This window comes from Pseudonocardia sp. ICBG601 (genome assembly GCF_020496245.1).
This window is the reverse complement of the sequence record NZ_JAHLJA010000070.1, coordinates 23605-37678: the sequence shown is the minus strand read 5'-3', so window position 1 is coordinate 37678 and position 14074 is coordinate 23605. Positions and strand designations below refer to the sequence as shown.

Genomic DNA, 14074 nt, shown 5'->3' with positions numbered 1-14074 from the left:
CCTGCGCCCGGTAGCGGCGCGGGATCCGGCCGGCGTGCCGGGCGTCCCACCCCGCCTCCACGCCCCGTCGCATCGCGCGCGCCATCCGCTCCGTATCGGCGGCGCGGGTGACGGCGGTGGCGAGCAGGACGGCGTCGCAGCCCAGCTCCATCGCCAGCGCGGCCTCCGAGGCGGTGCGATCCCGGCGTCGAGCACGACCGGCACGCCCGCGGCGGCCACGATCATCTCGATGTTGTGCGGGTTGCGGATGCCGAGCCCGGTGCCGATCGGGGAGCCGAGCGGCATCAACCGCGGCGCACCCGACCTGCTCCAGACGACGGGCCAGATCGGGTCGTCGTTGGTGTAGGGCAGCACGGTGAAGCCGTCGTCCGACGAGCTGCTTCGGCGTCGAGGAGCTCGACCGGGTCGGGCAGCAGGGTCGTGTCGTCCGCGACGACCTCCAGCTTCACCAGGTCGGTCTCCAGCGCCTCGCGGGCCATCCGCGCCGTGAGCACCGCCTCGGCCGCGGGTGCGGCGCCCGCGGTGTTCGGCAGCACGGCGATCCCGAGGCGACGCAGCAGGTCCAGCAACCCGGTCCCGTTCGCGACGTCGACCCGGCGCAGCGCCACCGTGGTCAGCTCGGTGCCGGACGCGACCAGCGCCCGCTCCAGGATCTCCAGGTTCGCCGCCCCCGCCGGTACCCATCACCAGCCGCGAGTCGAGAGGTGGTCGCCGAAGGCGAGCTTGTCGGTCTGCACAGCCATGCTCATCCTCCTTGCACCGCGGTCAGGACCTCCACGCGCGCGCCGTCGCCGGGACGGTGCCCGGCCCACGACGTGCGCGGCACGACCTCCCCGACGGCGACGGGGACGGCGATCCCCCGCTCCGGCAGCCCGGCCTCGGCCAGGATCCGGGCGAGGTCGGCGTCGGCGTCGACCTCGTGGTGCTCGCCGTTCAGCACGATCAACATCAGTGGTTCCCCTCCTCGCGCGCCCCGGCGGCGGCCGGGACGAACCGTCGCGGGTCCGCGGCGCGGACCGCTTCGGGCACGTCGTCGCCGCGCAGCAGCGCCGCCACGGCCACCGCGGTCACCGGCACCAGCAGCATCCCGTTGCGGCCGTGCCCGGTGGCGACGATCAGCCCGTCGGGCCCGGTCCGCCCGATCAGCGGCAGGTTTGTCCCGGCTGCCGGGCCGCAGCCCGGCGGCGGTCTCGGTGAGCGCGTACTCGGCGATCCCGGGCAGGATCCGCTCGGCGTCACGTAGCAGGTCGCGCACCCCGCCGACGGTGACGTCGGGTGTCGAAGCCGTTCTCCGCCGTCGTCGCGCCGACGACGAGTCGCCGTACCCGGCAGCGTCCGCGGCACGGCGTAGACCCCCCGCCCGTCGACGAGCGCCCGCACCGTCCGCGACGGCGGGGCGGCAGGCCCCGGCGCGCCGGGTCAGCCGCAGGATCTCGCCTTCACCGGGCGCACCAGCCCGTCGAGCACCGGATGCAGCGACGACGAGTGCGCCCCCGCGGCGACGACGACCGCGTCCGCCGCGACCGTCACCCCGTCCGCGAGGCGCACGCCGGTGACGCGGGCGCCGTCGTCGAGCACACGCGCGACCCCACGGTCGGAGACCACGACCCCGGCCCGTTCGGCCGCGGCCGCCAGTGCGGCGAGCAACCGCCGGTTGTCCCGACGGGTCGTCGGGCACCGACAGGCCGCCGGGACCTCGGGGCCCAGCGCGGGTTCGAGCCGGCGCAGCTCGCGGCCGGTCAGCGGGCGCACGTCGCGGCCGAGGGACTCCAGGTAGTCCGCGAGCGCGGTCAGCTCGGCGCGGTCGCCCGACCCGTCGCGGCGACGACGGTGCCCTCCGGGTGCAGCCCGGCGTCGGTGCCGGCGTCGGCGGACAGGGCCGCGGCGAACTCCGGCCAGCGGGCGACCGAGTCCAGCCCGAGAGCGAGCAGGTCCTCCTCACCGGGCCAGGCCTCGGTGACCGGGGCGAGCATCCCGCCGGCCACCCAGGACGCGCCGCGACCGGGGGCCGGGTCGAACACGGTCACCGACCAGCCGTCGCGGGCCGCCGCGCGGGCGAGGGACAGGCCGACCGCGCCGCCCGCCCCCCGCGACGACCAGTCGTCCGGCACTCGCGCGCTCATCGGATCCACCTCACTCCCTGCGCCGGCATGACCCGGATCAGGTTCGACGGTCGGGACCGCGTCGCGGTCCCCTCTCAGCCCGCTGCCCGGGCTCCCGTGGTTCGTCGTCGTCCGGGGCACAGGCTACGCCTAGCCTGCGAGCGTGTCCGACACCGATACCCGCCCCGGCACCCGCGGACACCCGTCGCGCCCGGCTCGACGCCCTCACCGACGCCCGCCTCTACCTGTGCACCGACGCCCGCACCGCAACGTGGGACCTGGCGGAGTTTCGCCGACGCCGCGCTCGCCGGCGGGGTCGACATCGTCCAGCTGCGGACAAGGGCGGGCCCGACGGAACCGCTGGAGGCACGCGCCGAGCTCGCCGCCCTGGAGGTGCTCGCCGACGCCTGCCGCCGGCACGGCGCGCTGCTCTCGCGGTGAACGGACCGCGCCGACGTCGCGCTCGCCGCGGGCGCGACGTGCTCCACTCGGCCAGGACGACCTGCCGGTGCCGTGGGCACGCCGGGTCGTCGGCGACGACGTGCTCGTCGGCCGGTCCTCGCACAGCCCCGAGGAGACCCTGACCGCCGCCGACGAGGACGGCGTGGACTACTTCTGCGTCGGTCCCTGCTGGCCCACCCCGACCAAGCCGGGACGCCCGGCGCCCGGCCTGGACCTGGTCCGCACGGTCGCCGGGCGCGCCCCGGCGCGGCCGTGGTTCGCGATCGGGGGCATCGACGGCGACCGGCTGGACGAGGTCCTCGACGCCGACGCCGACCGGATCGTCGTGGTCCGGGCGATCACCGAGGCCGAGGACCCGCGTGCGGCCGCGGCGGCGCTGCGGGCCCGGCTGGTCTGAGGCCCGACCGCGTCGATCAGTTCTGCGTGCCCGAGCCCTGGCCGCCGGAGTTCTGACCGCCCGAGTTCTGGCCGCCGGAGTTCTGGCCGCCCGAGTCCTGCCCGGAGCCCGGCTGCTGGGTCGGCAGGACCCGGTTCAGCCCGTCCTGCAGCGGGTTCGACGAGCCCGAGCCGTCCTGACCGGAGTCCCGGTCGCGGGTGCTGGTCGTCGACTCCGACGTGCTGGTCCCCGACTCCTCGGTGGAGGTCGAGCTCGACGACGACGTCGACGAGTCGCCCCCGGAGCCCTCGCCCCGGTCGTTCTCCTGCTGGGCCGGAGGCGCGCCGCCGCGGACGACGTTGCTCACCGAGGTGCCGGAGGAGCCGGACAGCGACGAGCCCTTCACGAACTCGATGCCGGAGATCAGGAACATCGACACCGCGAAGGTGACGACCCCGAGCACCGCGGACACGACGACCGTCTTGCGGGTGACCCGCACCCGGCGGAACCGGCCGTGGCCCGTTCCGGCGGCGCGGGTCGTGCCACCGGGCGTCTGCCACGGGTCCAGGAGCACCGTCTCCTCGCCGGTGGGCCCGGCGATGCTGCGGCCGGCAGCGTCCTGCGCGGCGGCCGCGGTGCCCTCGGCGACGCCCTTGCCGCGCCGGGTCGCCTTCTCCTTCAGCGCGAGGGCCTTGTCCTTGCTGACCTCGAGCGAGCGCGTGAACAGCGTGGTGGCCAGCGTCGAGATGACCGAGCCGAGCGCCGCGCCGATCACCGTGCCGACCGCGCCGAGGAACGAGCCGAGCATCGCCGTGACGATCGCCGCCCCGGCGCCGGCCGCGATCTTCGTCGGGCTGAGGTCGGCCTTGAGACCGCTCGCCTTCGTGGCGTCCGACGAGCCGTCCCCGGAGCCGTCACCGGACCCGCCGGAGCCCCCGGACCCGCCGGGACCGTTCGGTCCGCCCCCGACCGGCCCCACCGGACCGCCGGGACCGGCCGCGCGGGTCGTGTCCGACGCGGGCGGCAGCACCCGGGTGCGCGGACGACCGCCGGGCGGCGTCCCGACCGGCACGCCCGGCCCTGGCACGACCGGGCTCACCGGACGGGCACCGGGCGGGGTCTGCGTGGTCCGGCCGCGGGTGGTGTCCGACGGCGGCTGCGAGCCCCGTCCACCGTGCGTACGGGACGGGTGCGCCGTGCGCTGCCGGGGCAGCCGCGGGGCGTCGGGAGAGGCCACCGGACGACCGGTGCCGGGTCGGGGAGCGGACGGCTGGGCGGGGGGACGGGCCGGGCCGGGGACGCCACGGGGGGCGTCGCCGGAGCCGGGCTCCGGGGGGCGCTGGTGTGGCATGGCTCCTTGCAGTGATCGTCGGTGCAGGCGGATCGCCGCCGGGGGAACGTCCGGGGACGCAGTGACTGCGCCGGACGATCACCCGATGTGGTGACCTTCACACGATCGCGCAAAGATCACGGGAAGATCACGATTCTACCGTCACCGGTTGTCGGACAGCGTCACCGGGGGTGACGAATGCCCGGGTGATCGGCCGGCAGCGCCGTACGCAGCAACGGCCACGACACGAGCACGCTCAGCCCGACCAGCAGCGGGCTCAGCACCGTCCGCGCGACGCCCAGCAGCACCACCTGGTCGGCCGCCCACAACGGGAGGAACACCGACAGCCGCACGACGTACTGCGCCACCCACGCCCAGGACGCCCGCTGGTACCCGCGCAGCAGGTCCGGGTCGCGCCGCCACCGGGTCCGCTGGCCCAGCAGTCCGCCGACCACCACCCCCAGCAGCGGCCAGCGCACCACGATCGAGATCGCCCAGGCCAGGGCGCTGCCGACGTTGGACACGATCTGGACCAGGAAGAAGTCCGACGCGCGCCCGGTGATCAGCGCGATCGCGGCCGCGACGACGACCCCGGCCAGCCCGAACAGCACCGCGCGCGGCCGCCGGCCCCGGTACAGCCGCCATCCGGCCGCCCCGGCCCCGGCGACGATCGCCGCGCCGGCCCCCCAGTTGATCGGGAACAGCGACCCCGCGGCGTTCGCCGCCACCCAGGCGAGCACGAACGCGACGACCGGGACCGAGGCGTCGACGGCACCGGCCCGGCCGCCGAGCAGCTCGGCCAGCCGCGGGTCCTCCCGGGGCGCGGTGCGGGAAGCGGGATCGGGTGTCACCTGACTAAGGGTGCCCTATCTCGGGCCGCAGGTCGACGGATCCGATTGGCGTACGGGCCCGGAGAGGGTGATCATCGCTGTAACGCCGCACGTCGTTGCGGTGAACAACAGATGGGCACATTTCAGGATCACGGACCGGGAGGGGGCGGTGTCGATGGCCACACAGCGACACGATCAGGGGCGCGCACAGCACCGGAGCTTCGTCGCGATCGGGGACAGCTTCACCGAGGGCCTCGACGACCTGACCCCCGACGGCAGGGCACGCGGCTGGGCCGACCGCGTCGCCGAGATCCTCGCCGAGCGCCGCCCCGGCTTCGGCTACGCCAACCTGGCGGTGCGCGGGAAGATCCTGGACCAGATCGTCGACGAGCAGATCCCGGTCGCCGAGGCGATGCGCCCCGACCTGATCACCTTCTGCGCCGGCGGCAACGACATCATCGGCTGGAGCTGCGACGTCGACGACCTCGCCGCCCGCTTCGACGCCGCGCTCGGCAGGCTGGTCGCCACCGGGGCCGAGGTGCTCATCTTCACCGGCTTCGACCTGCGCCGGATGCACCCGCTCATCCGCAGGCTGCGGGGCCGGATCGCCTGCTACAACGAGGACATGCGGGCCGCCGCCGAACGGCACGGCTGCCGCGTCGTCGACCTGTGGGCGATGGACTGCCTCGCCGACCCGCGGGCCTGGGGCCCGGACCGGCTGCACCTGGTGCCGCACGCGCACGAGCGGGTCGCCTGGCGGGTGCTGGAGACGCTCGGCGAGGACGCGCCGGACTGGCGCGGCCCGTGGCCGGAGCCGGCGGTCGAGCCCGCGCCGTGGACCGCCCGGCAGGCCGAGGACCTGCGGTGGGTCACCCAGCACGTGATGCCGTTCCTGCGCCGGCGCCTGCGCGGCACCAGCACCTGGGACGACTACCACGCCAAGCGTCCGCAGCTGGCTCCGCTGCAGGACGCGTGAGCCGTACGTCGTCGTCCCGCGGTGCTCCCGCGGGACGACGACGTCGCGGTACGCGGTCGGCCGCTCCGCGGACCGGGGTGTGGTCCCGGGCCGCGATGTAGGACGGCCGCGGCCGCGGTGCCGAGAACGGCGCGACGCACGCGTTCTCGACGCTGTTGAACACCAGGAAGATGTTCGACCGCGGGTACGGCGTGATGTTGTCGCCGGAGCCGTGCATGCAGTTGGAGTCGAAGAACGTCGCCCCGCCCGCGTCGCCGGTCATCATCGTGATGCCGTGCCGCTCGGCGAGCTTGGCGATCGACCGTGCGTCGGGCGTGCCGATCTTCTGCTCCTTCAGCGACGTCCGGTAGTAGTCCTCCGGCGTCTCACCCACGCAGGACACGAAGGTCCGGTGCGATCCGGGCATGATCATCAGACAGCCGTTGAACGGGTGGTTGTCGGTCAGCGAGATCGAGCAGCTGACCGCACGCGGGCCCGGCATGCCGTCCTCGGCGTGCCAGGTCTCGAAGTCCGAGTGCCAGTAGAACCCACCGCCGCCGAAGCCGGGCTTGTAGTTGATCCGGCTCTGGTGGACGTAGACGTCGGAGCCGAGGATCTGGCGGGCCCGAGAGAGCACCCGCTCGTCGCGCACCAGCCGGCCGATCGCCTCCGAGATCCGGTGGACCTCGAAGATCGAGCGGACCTCGTCGGAGGACTTCTCGACGATGCAGCGCTCGTCGGCGCGCACCTGCGGGTCGGCGGCGAGCCGGTCCAGCTCGGCCTGGTACTCCGCGACCTCCTCGGCCGTCAGCAGGCCCGGCACCTGCACGAAACCGTCGCGCTCGTGCGCCTCCAGCTCCTGGGCGCCGAACATGCCCGCGCTAGCCCGGTCGCTCCAGACGGTGGGCTCGGCGCGGTCGATGAAGACCGGTGTGTTCGAGACGCGCGTCGGGTAGCGGTCACCCGCGGCGCGCACGAGACGCGGTTCGTTGCCGACCAGTGCGGTCATGGACCCTCCTGTGAGTCGCTGTCGGTTCGGTTCCCTTCGAACGGGTGTCGTATGAACGACCGCGAGGGGCGTTCCCGCTGTAACACAGCGGAAACACCCCTCGCGGTGTGATCTCGGAACGGAGGTTCAGTCCTCCGTGACCAGCGGGTACACGCCGTTCTCGTCGTGCACCTCCCGGCCGGTGACCGGCGGGTTGAAGACGCACACGCACTTGATGGTGGTCTTCGGACGGAGCTGGTGCTTCTCGTGGCCGCTCAGCACGTAGATCGAGCCCGGCTTGAGCTGGTACGTGACGTCGTTGTCCTTGTCGTACAGCTCGCCCTCGCCCTCGGTGATGAAGACGGCCTCGATGTGGTTCGCGTACCAGAAGTCGTTGATCGTCCCGGCCTGCAGGGTGGTCTCGTGGACCGAGAAACCGACCTTGTCGTTGGCCAGCACGATCCGCTTGCTGCGCCACTGGCCGTTCTCGGACTCGACGTCCCGATCGGTTCCGGTGATCTCGTCGATGGTGCGGACGATCATGTGGGTATCAGCTCCCGATGACGGTGCGGACGGACTCGCCGATGATCGCAAGACCCTCGTCGAGCTCGTCGTCGGTGGTCGTGAGCGGCGCCAGCAGCTTGAGGACCTCGTCGTTCGGACCGGCGGTCTCCAGCAGCAGGCGGTGCTCGAAGGCCTTCGAGGCCACCTTCTCGGCGAGCCCCTCCCCCTCGAACTGGATGCCCCGCGCCATCCCACGGCCCTTGGTGAACATCTCGGTGCCCTGGTTGTCACCGATGATCTTGTTGAAGGCCTCCTCGACCTTCTCGCCCTTGCGCAGCGTCTCCTTCTCCAGCGTGTCGTCGGTCCACCAGTTGCGCAGCGTGTGCGTGGCGGTGACGAACGCGGGGTTGTTGCCACGGAAGGTGCCGTTGTGCTCGCCGGGGCCCCACTGGTCGTACTCCGGCTTGATCAGCACGAGTGCCATCGGCAGGCCGTAGCCGGAGATGGACTTGGAGATCGTGACGATGTCGGGCTGGATGCCGGCGATCTCGAACGAGAAGAACGGACCGGTCCGGCCGCAGCCCATCTGCACGTCGTCGACGATCATCAGGATGCCCTTGCGGGTGCACAGGTCGCGCAGCCCCTGCAGCCACTCGATGCGGGCCGGGTTGAGCCCGCCCTCGCCCTGCACGGTCTCGACGATGACCGCGGCCGGCTCGTTGAGGCTGGAGCCCGTGTCGTCGAGGACCTTCTCGAACCACAGGAAGTCGGGCATCTTGCCGTCGAAGTAGTTGTCGAACGGCATCGGCGTCGAGTGGACCAGCGGGATGCCCGCGCCACCGCGCTTCATCGAGTTGCCGGTCACCGACAGAGCGCCCAGCGTCATGCCGTGGAACGCGTTGGTGAAGTTGATCAGTGCCTCGCGACCGCTGATCTTGCGGGCGAGCTTCAGCGCGGACTCGACGGCGTTGGCGCCGGTCGGGCCGGGGAACTGGACCTTGTACTGCAGGTTCCGCGGCTTGAGGATGATCTCCTCGAAGGTGGTGAGGAACTCGCCCTTGGCCGAGGTGTACATGTCCAGGCCGTGGGTGATGCCGTCGCGCGTCAAGTACTCGATGAGCGGCTTCTTCAGCACCTCGGGGTTGTGCCCGTAGTTCAGCGCGCCCGCGCCGCCGAAGAAGTCGAGGTAGGAGTTGCCGTCGACGTCGGTCAGACGGCTCCCCTTCGCCGTGTCGAAGACGACGGGCCAGTTGCGGCAGTAGCTGCGGACCTGGGACTCGAGATCCTCGAAAACGGTCATGTGTTCTCACCCTTGTCTGCTGCGATCGGGCCGACGAGATAGAGGTTCTCCGGCTCGTGGGAGTCACCGAGCAGATCGGGACCGAACAGGTCCTCCCGCTCGATGGTGGTGTCGTGGCGCTCGGCGAACTTGGTGAACAGCCGGATCGACGAGGCGTTGTCCGGCGTGATGGTGGTCTCCATCCGCTCGGTGCCGCCCACGGCGACCGCCTGCTCCCAGACGGCGTCCAGCATCCGACCGGCGAGGCCCGCCCCGCGTGCCACCGGGTCGACGCACACCTGCCAGATGAACAGGGCGCCGTTCTCCGGGCGCAGGTAGCCGGTCACGTAGCCGACGGCACGGCCGTCGTCGCGCCGGGCGATGACCGAGGTGCGCGCGAAGTCGCGACACCACAGGATGTAGGCGTAGCGGGAGTTCACGTCCAGCGTCCGCGACTCCACCGCCAGCCGCCACATGTCCACCCCGTCCGCCGGGACCGGGGAGCCGATCTCGTACGTATGGTCACCGTCGGCGTCGGCCGCCGGGCCGGATGCGCCGGTCGCGGCGTCTCCGTCCGGAACCGTGGACGCCCGAGGAGGAGCCTGTTCGGGAGCGGTCATGACTGGCGAGGTTAGTGCCGTCGGGCGCTCGATGCAGCCGCTGACGACGGGCGGCGACCCCCGGAGCCGTGATCCACGTGATCGGTGCCACAATGGGCGCTGACGCCGCGACACCCGGTGTCCGCCCTGGAAGACACCGTGATCACCGGCCCGTCCGATCGGTTCCGGGGCCCGGCCCGGGGCGGCCGGAGGTCTCGGACGTGGCGCTCACCACGCTGCGCCACCACCCGGCCACGCGTTCGGCCAATCGTGCGGATGCACTTGCATCTGCACCGCTGTGGGGTGACGATGGCTACTCCGTCGAATCGTGCCCGGAGGAGCTGTCGTGTCGGTGACACCCGCCAGTACGCGCCCCGTGGCCGTGGTGACCGCACCGGACGAGGGGCAGACCGTCACGGTCACTTGCGCCCGGGACAGCCGCAGCCACGTCGTGGCACAGGCGGTCCTGGCCGACTCGCTCGCCGCCGGGACCGGCCACTGCACCGCCCTGTGCGGGCACGTGGTGCTGCCGGCGTCGCTGGCCTCACCGCCCGGGGACGGATGCCTGCTGTGCGCCGAGACCTCCGGGGCCGGGCGTCGTGCCCGCCGCCGCGGACGGATCGGCTTCGGGCGCTCGGCCCGCGCCGCCTCCTGAGCGCCGCCGCCGACCGCCGTCCACAGCCGATCCGTTCCCCTACCGCCGGCCGGGCCCCGACCCGCGCCGGTGGACCCCCGACGTCGGGCCGACACGGGGTTCCCGACCCGCCGGTCAGCGCCCGCCGGACACGTCCAGCACCGCGCCGGTGACGTAGCTGGCCTCGTCGGACAGGAGCCAGGCGATCGCCGTCGCCACCTCGTCGGGGTGACCGGCCCGGCCCATCGGGATCGACGGCGCCATGCGCTCGATCCGCCCCGGCTCGCCGGCCCTGGCGTGGAAGTCGGTGTCGAGCAGGCCCGGCCGGACGGCCGCCACCCGGATCCCGTCCGCGGCGACCTCCTTCGCGAGCCCGACGACGAGCGCCTCGACCCCGGCCTTCGCGGCCGCGTAGTCGTTCCACTCGCCGGGCGAGCCGAGCACCGCCGCGCGGGAGGTGACGTGCACGAGCACCCCGCCCGCACCCCCGTAGCGGGTGGACATGCGGTGCACCGCCTCGCGCGAGCAGAGCAGTGCCGCACGCAGGTTCAGCGCGACGACCTCGTCGATCCGGGCGTCGCTCATGTCCTCGAGGCGCTGCCGCGAGGGGGCACCGCCGGCGTTCGCGACCACCCCGGTCAGCGGCGACGGCAGGGCCGCCGCCGCGTCGAACAGCTGCTCGACGCCCTCGGTGCGGGTGACGTCCGCGGCGACCGCGGCAGCATTCACCCCGGCCGCACGGCACTCCGCGACGACGGCCGCGGCGTCCTCCGGCGAGGCCCGGTGCCCGACGAGGACGTCCTGGCCGCGTGCGGCCAGCAGCCGGGCGGTGGCCGCGCCGACCCCGCGGCTGGCCCCCGTCACGAGCACCGTCATGCGTCGTCCGTCCTGCGGCGTCAGGCCCGGTGGGTCTCGGGGCCGGGCTCGGGACGGGCGGTGGCCTCCGCCGCCCCCGGCTGCCGGGTACCGGGGTCACGGACCTCGGTGTCGGCCCGGGTCGCGCCGCCGGGGCCGATCTCCCCCGGGCGCTCGTCGTCGTAGCGCAGGCCGCGCATCTCGCTCTTCAGGATCCGGCTGGACCGACCGACCGACCGCGCCATCTCCGGGAGCTTCTTCGCGCCGAACAGCAGGACCAGCACGACCAGCACGATCAACCAGTGGGTGGGGCTCATAGCTCCCATGACAGCCTCCTCGCTCGCCGACGGAATCAACGAACCATCCTCCGCCGGGGTTCCCTCTCGCAAGGACAGCCTCCCACGGCACACGGGATCTGATCATTCGGTCACTGAGAGCGTGTTTGGAAATGGTGGGTGTGTCGGGATGGTCGACACGGCTGGGGTGCTCCATCGTGGTCGGCATGCAGGAACGACCGCGCCGGTACCCCTCGGACACCAGTGATGCCCAGTGGGTGGTGATCGAGCCGTTGTTACCGCCGCTCGCGCGGCGGGGGCGGCCTGTTGCTCATGCTCGTCGGGACGTGCTGGACGCGATCTTGTATGTCGTGCGGACCGGGTGTGCCTGGCGGGCGTTGCCGGTGGACTTCCCGCCCTGGCAGACCGTCTACTGGTACTTCAACCAGTGGGAACAGCAGAAGGTCACCGAGAAGATCCTCCCGGTCGTGCGGGGGCAGTTACGTATCGCCGAGGGCCGTGATCCGGAGCCGAGTGCGGGGATCATCGATTCCCAGTCGGTCAAGGGCGCCGACACCGTCGGCCAGGACTCCCGCGGCTACGACGCCGGGAAGAAGACAGGCGGACGGAAACGGTTCATCGTGACCGACACCCTCGGTCTGCTGCTGACCACGATGGTGTGCTCGGCCTCGGTACAGGACCGCGACGGCGCCAAGCCGATCCTGCTCAACCTCTACCTGCGCACCAGGGTGCGGTTCGTCTACGCCGACGCCGACTTCGCCGGGCGACTGCTCGACTGGGCCGCCACGATCCTGCAGACAACGATCGAGATCATCCGCAAGCCACCCGAGCAGCGCGGATTCACCGTCCTCCCACGAAGGTGGGTGGTCGAACGGACCCTGGCCTGGCTCACCGCACACCGACGCCTGGCCCGAGACTACGAACGCCACCCCACCACATCCGAAGCCATGATCCGCTGGGCCGCGATCAACACCATCACCCGCCGCATCGCCCGTGGATACCCCGCCACCCGCCAGCAGAAACACACGACACCCTGAGGCTTATTCAGGCTCCGTCAGGTAAGTGCGTAGAAGATGAGTCCGATGACTGCCGAGATCGTCGTTTTAAATGTGGCGTAGGGTCGGCGGTAGTCTGTGTGGAGAACTTTCCACGACTTGATATGGGCGATGACTCGCTCGATGGTGGCGCGTGTGCGGTTGAGGCTCTTGTTGAATGTTTTCTGCCAGTCGAGAAGTTCCCGGCCGGGTTGTTTTTTGAACGGGGTGGGCATGCCGCGCCCGATGTAGCCTTTATCGCCGATCGGTGGGTATGTGGCGAGGTGGTCGAGGGCGCCGGATTGGTCGAGGCAATGTAGGTCGTGTCGGGAGCCTGGGGTCGGGTCGGAGATCCACGACAGCTGCCCTTCCAGGGTGGCTGCGACCTGGACGACGACGCCGGTGGTGCGATGCTTGCCCGACCACAGACCTGGTATGGCGGTCCATGACCAGCAGGGCAGTAGGGTTCCGTCGATGATGTACTGCCGATCGGCACGAAGCTCCTCCGCCGTCGGAACGACACTCCGCAGTGCCTGTGCCAGCAACGGTGTCACCCCCGCGATCGCTCGACTGACCGTCGACTGCGACACCCCGTAGGTTTCCGCCAACTCCCACTGCACACGATTCCCGCGCAGATACGCCAACGTGATCACCACCGACCAGAACAATCCCAGAATCGGCGGCCAAGGCCGTCGCAGGCCAGTCGCGTTCCGCTGATCCTGCTTATGCACCAGAGCGGCAAGATCCTGAATCTCATCACGCCGAAAGCCAGTGGTATAGTACATACTGCGACAGCCCGTTCATCTTGGATTGATTCGACAAACCAATCTTCGCGATGGACGGGCTGTCGCCCAACCCGACACGCCGGGCTAGATCGTTATTTCACGGGCCCTGAATAAGCCTCCCTCAACCCACTAGAATTTCCAAACACGCTCTGAGCCTTTCCCAACCTGTTGTGCTGTTCAGGTAGCTGCGATCATGGGGGGGGCCGCGGCGATGAGCTGGCCGGCTTGTGAGGGGCTGGAGCGGATCGTGCGGAGGTTCTTCCAGTTCTTCAGTTCGGCGTTGACCCGTTCACCAGGTGCGCGCCGTCGGGCGTGAGCGGCGTTGACGGCCTTTTGATTCGCTGGCAGGGGCCGGTACCGGCCGGTGTCGAGGTCGCGGCGTCGTCGTCGGTGGGGGACGGTGATCGCGGGGCCGCCGCCCTGGTAGGCGGTATCAGCGACCGCACGCACCCCGGTGGTGTTGACCGCGTCGATGATCCCGTGAATGCGGGCAGCACCCATGTCGTGCCGGACCCCTGGTAGCGGCGGGGAGATCCACACCAGACGACCGACAGGGTCGGCGATGACCTGCACATTCACCCCATGACACTTGTGCTTCCCGGAGTAGAACGCCCGGTCATAGCCCGATCCCATACCGACCCGGTCGATACGCAGCAGCGTCCCGTCCAGGATCACGAACGCCTTCCCGGCTGCGACGGTGATGGCCTGCTCCAAGGTCGGCGCGAGCGCGGCGAGCAGACCGATCGCCTCGGCGACATACCGGGACACCGTGGACTTCCCGACTCTAAATCCGCTGGCCAGATCGGTGTAGGTCTCGCCCTTACGCAGGTGCGCGAGCACAAGCAGGGCCTGACGGGCCGGGGTCAGAGGCCGCCACCGAGTCCCGATCCGGAGACGGTGACCGCGCAGCAGCCCGGCCAGGACACGAACCGTGCGGGTGGACATCGACATCCCGGATGGGTAGGACAACCGCGGGGCTCCTGGTCAGACGGTTACTCGACACCTATCCGTCTACCAGGAGCCCCACCCACCTCACGACAAGCCA

Annotated in this window: 16 protein-coding genes, 4 pseudogenes and 1 riboswitch; of the genes and pseudogenes, 4 read left to right on the top strand and 16 right to left on the bottom strand. The window is 71.5% G+C overall.

Going from position 1 to position 14074, the window contains the following annotated elements; genetic code table 11:
- The 6 genes and pseudogenes from thiG to KPL57_RS69995 form a co-directional block, all read right to left on the bottom strand.
- Nucleotides 1–354, bottom strand: a pseudogene (thiG, locus tag KPL57_RS72475) (thiazole synthase); the annotation flags it as partial.
- On the bottom strand, nucleotides 285–608 hold the full coding sequence (locus KPL57_RS72470) for a hypothetical protein (RefSeq protein WP_374203761.1): 324 nt from the start codon (nucleotides 606–608) through the stop codon (nucleotides 285–287). The gene KPL57_RS72470 and the pseudogene thiG, both read right to left, overlap by 70 nt.
- 137 nt (nucleotides 609–745) lie before the next feature.
- A complete protein-coding gene (thiS, locus tag KPL57_RS21055) occupies nucleotides 746–949 on the bottom strand; it encodes a sulfur carrier protein ThiS (RefSeq protein ID WP_226352884.1) in 204 nt (67 codons plus the stop codon).
- A complete protein-coding gene (locus KPL57_RS70005; RefSeq protein ID WP_308252958.1) occupies nucleotides 949–1380 on the bottom strand; it encodes a hypothetical protein in 432 nt (143 codons plus the stop codon). The genes thiS and KPL57_RS70005 overlap by 1 nt, the downstream gene beginning before the upstream one ends.
- A 39-nt stretch (nucleotides 1381–1419) precedes the next feature.
- Nucleotides 1420–1752 carry an FAD-dependent oxidoreductase gene (locus KPL57_RS70000; protein ID WP_308252957.1) on the bottom strand — a complete coding sequence of 111 codons (333 nt, stop codon included), beginning with the start codon at nucleotides 1750–1752 and terminating at the stop codon, nucleotides 1420–1422.
- Nucleotides 1753–1790: 38 nt separating this feature from the next.
- Nucleotides 1791–2123, bottom strand: a complete 333-nt coding sequence (locus tag KPL57_RS69995) for an FAD-dependent oxidoreductase (protein ID WP_308252956.1) — start codon at nucleotides 2121–2123, stop codon at nucleotides 1791–1793.
- A riboswitch (TPP riboswitch) is annotated at nucleotides 2120–2228 on the bottom strand. Its footprint overlaps the gene before it by 4 nt.
- Nucleotides 2229–2278: 50 nt before the next feature.
- Between KPL57_RS69995 and thiE the strand changes: the two are divergent.
- Nucleotides 2279–2961: pseudogene (thiE, locus tag KPL57_RS21045) on the top strand (thiamine phosphate synthase).
- A 16-nt stretch (nucleotides 2962–2977) separates the two neighbouring features.
- Here thiE and KPL57_RS21040 read toward each other — a convergent pair.
- Both KPL57_RS21040 and KPL57_RS21035 read right to left on the bottom strand, forming a co-directional pair.
- The gene (locus KPL57_RS21040; protein ID WP_226352883.1) at nucleotides 2978–4039 is read right to left on the bottom strand and encodes a hypothetical protein; all 1062 of its coding nucleotides are present in this window, start codon (nucleotides 4037–4039) and stop codon (nucleotides 2978–2980) included.
- 413 nt (nucleotides 4040–4452) lie between these two features.
- On the bottom strand, nucleotides 4453–5121 hold the full coding sequence (locus KPL57_RS21035; RefSeq protein WP_226352882.1) for a DUF3159 domain-containing protein: 669 nt from the start codon (nucleotides 5119–5121) through the stop codon (nucleotides 4453–4455).
- Nucleotides 5122–5275: 154 nt separating this feature from the next.
- Between KPL57_RS21035 and KPL57_RS21030 the strand changes: the two genes are divergently transcribed.
- On the top strand, nucleotides 5276–6076 hold the full coding sequence (locus KPL57_RS21030) for an SGNH/GDSL hydrolase family protein (protein WP_226352881.1): 801 nt from the start codon (nucleotides 5276–5278) through the stop codon (nucleotides 6074–6076).
- Between the two features lie 70 nt (nucleotides 6077–6146).
- Here KPL57_RS21030 and thpD read toward each other — a convergent pair.
- From thpD to ectA, 4 genes and pseudogenes are all read right to left on the bottom strand, one after another.
- Nucleotides 6147–7064 (bottom strand): annotated as a pseudogene (thpD, locus tag KPL57_RS21025) (ectoine hydroxylase); the annotation flags it as partial.
- A 126-nt stretch (nucleotides 7065–7190) separates the two neighbouring features.
- Nucleotides 7191–7586, bottom strand: coding sequence for an ectoine synthase (locus KPL57_RS21020; protein WP_020625166.1), 396 nt, complete (start codon nucleotides 7584–7586; stop codon nucleotides 7191–7193).
- Nucleotides 7587–7593: 7 nt separating this feature from the next.
- Nucleotides 7594–8847, bottom strand: coding sequence for a diaminobutyrate--2-oxoglutarate transaminase (gene ectB, locus KPL57_RS21015; RefSeq protein WP_020625167.1), 1254 nt, complete (start codon nucleotides 8845–8847; stop codon nucleotides 7594–7596).
- Entirely contained in the window at nucleotides 8844–9446 is a 603-nt protein-coding gene (gene ectA / locus KPL57_RS21010; protein ID WP_226352880.1) for a diaminobutyrate acetyltransferase, read from the bottom strand. The genes ectB and ectA overlap by 4 nt, the downstream gene beginning before the upstream one ends.
- A gap of 325 nt (nucleotides 9447–9771) precedes the next feature.
- On the opposite strand from ectA, the gene KPL57_RS21005 reads away from it, so the two are divergent.
- Nucleotides 9772–10080, top strand: a complete 309-nt coding sequence (locus KPL57_RS21005; RefSeq protein WP_149666278.1) for a hypothetical protein — start codon at nucleotides 9772–9774, stop codon at nucleotides 10078–10080.
- Nucleotides 10081–10194: 114 nt separating this feature from the next.
- Here KPL57_RS21005 and KPL57_RS21000 read toward each other — a convergent pair whose 3' ends face one another.
- Nucleotides 10195–10935 carry an SDR family oxidoreductase gene (locus KPL57_RS21000; protein ID WP_075333946.1) on the bottom strand — a complete coding sequence of 247 codons (741 nt, stop codon included), beginning with the start codon at nucleotides 10933–10935 and terminating at the stop codon, nucleotides 10195–10197.
- Nucleotides 10936–10955: 20 nt separating this feature from the next.
- Nucleotides 10956–11231 (bottom strand): Sec-independent protein translocase subunit TatA, encoded by a 276-nt coding sequence (gene tatA / locus KPL57_RS20995; RefSeq protein WP_226352879.1) that lies wholly within the window; start codon nucleotides 11229–11231, stop codon nucleotides 10956–10958.
- A 131-nt stretch (nucleotides 11232–11362) separates the two neighbouring features.
- Here tatA and KPL57_RS20990 point away from each other — a divergent pair.
- A pseudogene (locus KPL57_RS20990) lies at nucleotides 11363–12272 on the top strand (IS5 family transposase).
- Here KPL57_RS20990 and KPL57_RS20985 read toward each other — a convergent pair.
- Both KPL57_RS20985 and KPL57_RS20980 read right to left on the bottom strand, forming a co-directional pair.
- Nucleotides 12265–13029 (bottom strand): transposase family protein, encoded by a 765-nt coding sequence (locus tag KPL57_RS20985; protein WP_226352877.1) that lies wholly within the window; start codon nucleotides 13027–13029, stop codon nucleotides 12265–12267. The pseudogene KPL57_RS20990 and the gene KPL57_RS20985 overlap by 8 nt on opposite strands.
- A 177-nt stretch (nucleotides 13030–13206) precedes the next feature.
- Nucleotides 13207–13980, bottom strand: coding sequence for a transposase family protein (locus KPL57_RS20980; protein ID WP_226352876.1), 774 nt, complete (start codon nucleotides 13978–13980; stop codon nucleotides 13207–13209).
- Nucleotides 13981–14074 lie beyond the last annotated feature (94 nt).

Coding starts and splice junctions, on each gene's coding strand:
- thiS (WP_226352884.1), bottom strand. CDS start 949: ATGTTGATCGTGCTGAACGGCGAGCACCACGAGGTCGACGCCGACGCC.
- KPL57_RS69995 (WP_308252956.1), bottom strand. CDS start 2,123: ATGAGCGCGCGAGTGCCGGACGACTGGTCGTCGCGGGGGGCGGGCGGC.
- KPL57_RS21030 (WP_226352881.1), top strand. CDS start 5,276: ATGGCCACACAGCGACACGATCAGGGGCGCGCACAGCACCGGAGCTTC.
- KPL57_RS21020 (WP_020625166.1), bottom strand. CDS start 7,586: ATGATCGTCCGCACCATCGACGAGATCACCGGAACCGATCGGGACGTC.
- ectB (WP_020625167.1), bottom strand. CDS start 8,847: ATGACCGTTTTCGAGGATCTCGAGTCCCAGGTCCGCAGCTACTGCCGC.
- ectA (WP_226352880.1), bottom strand. CDS start 9,446: ATGACCGCTCCCGAACAGGCTCCTCCTCGGGCGTCCACGGTTCCGGAC.
- KPL57_RS21000 (WP_075333946.1), bottom strand. CDS start 10,935: ATGACGGTGCTCGTGACGGGGGCCAGCCGCGGGGTCGGCGCGGCCACC.
- tatA (WP_226352879.1), bottom strand. CDS start 11,231: ATGAGCCCCACCCACTGGTTGATCGTGCTGGTCGTGCTGGTCCTGCTG.
- KPL57_RS20985 (WP_226352877.1), bottom strand. CDS start 13,029: ATGTACTATACCACTGGCTTTCGGCGTGATGAGATTCAGGATCTTGCC.
- KPL57_RS20980 (WP_226352876.1), bottom strand. CDS start 13,980: ATGTCGATGTCCACCCGCACGGTTCGTGTCCTGGCCGGGCTGCTGCGC.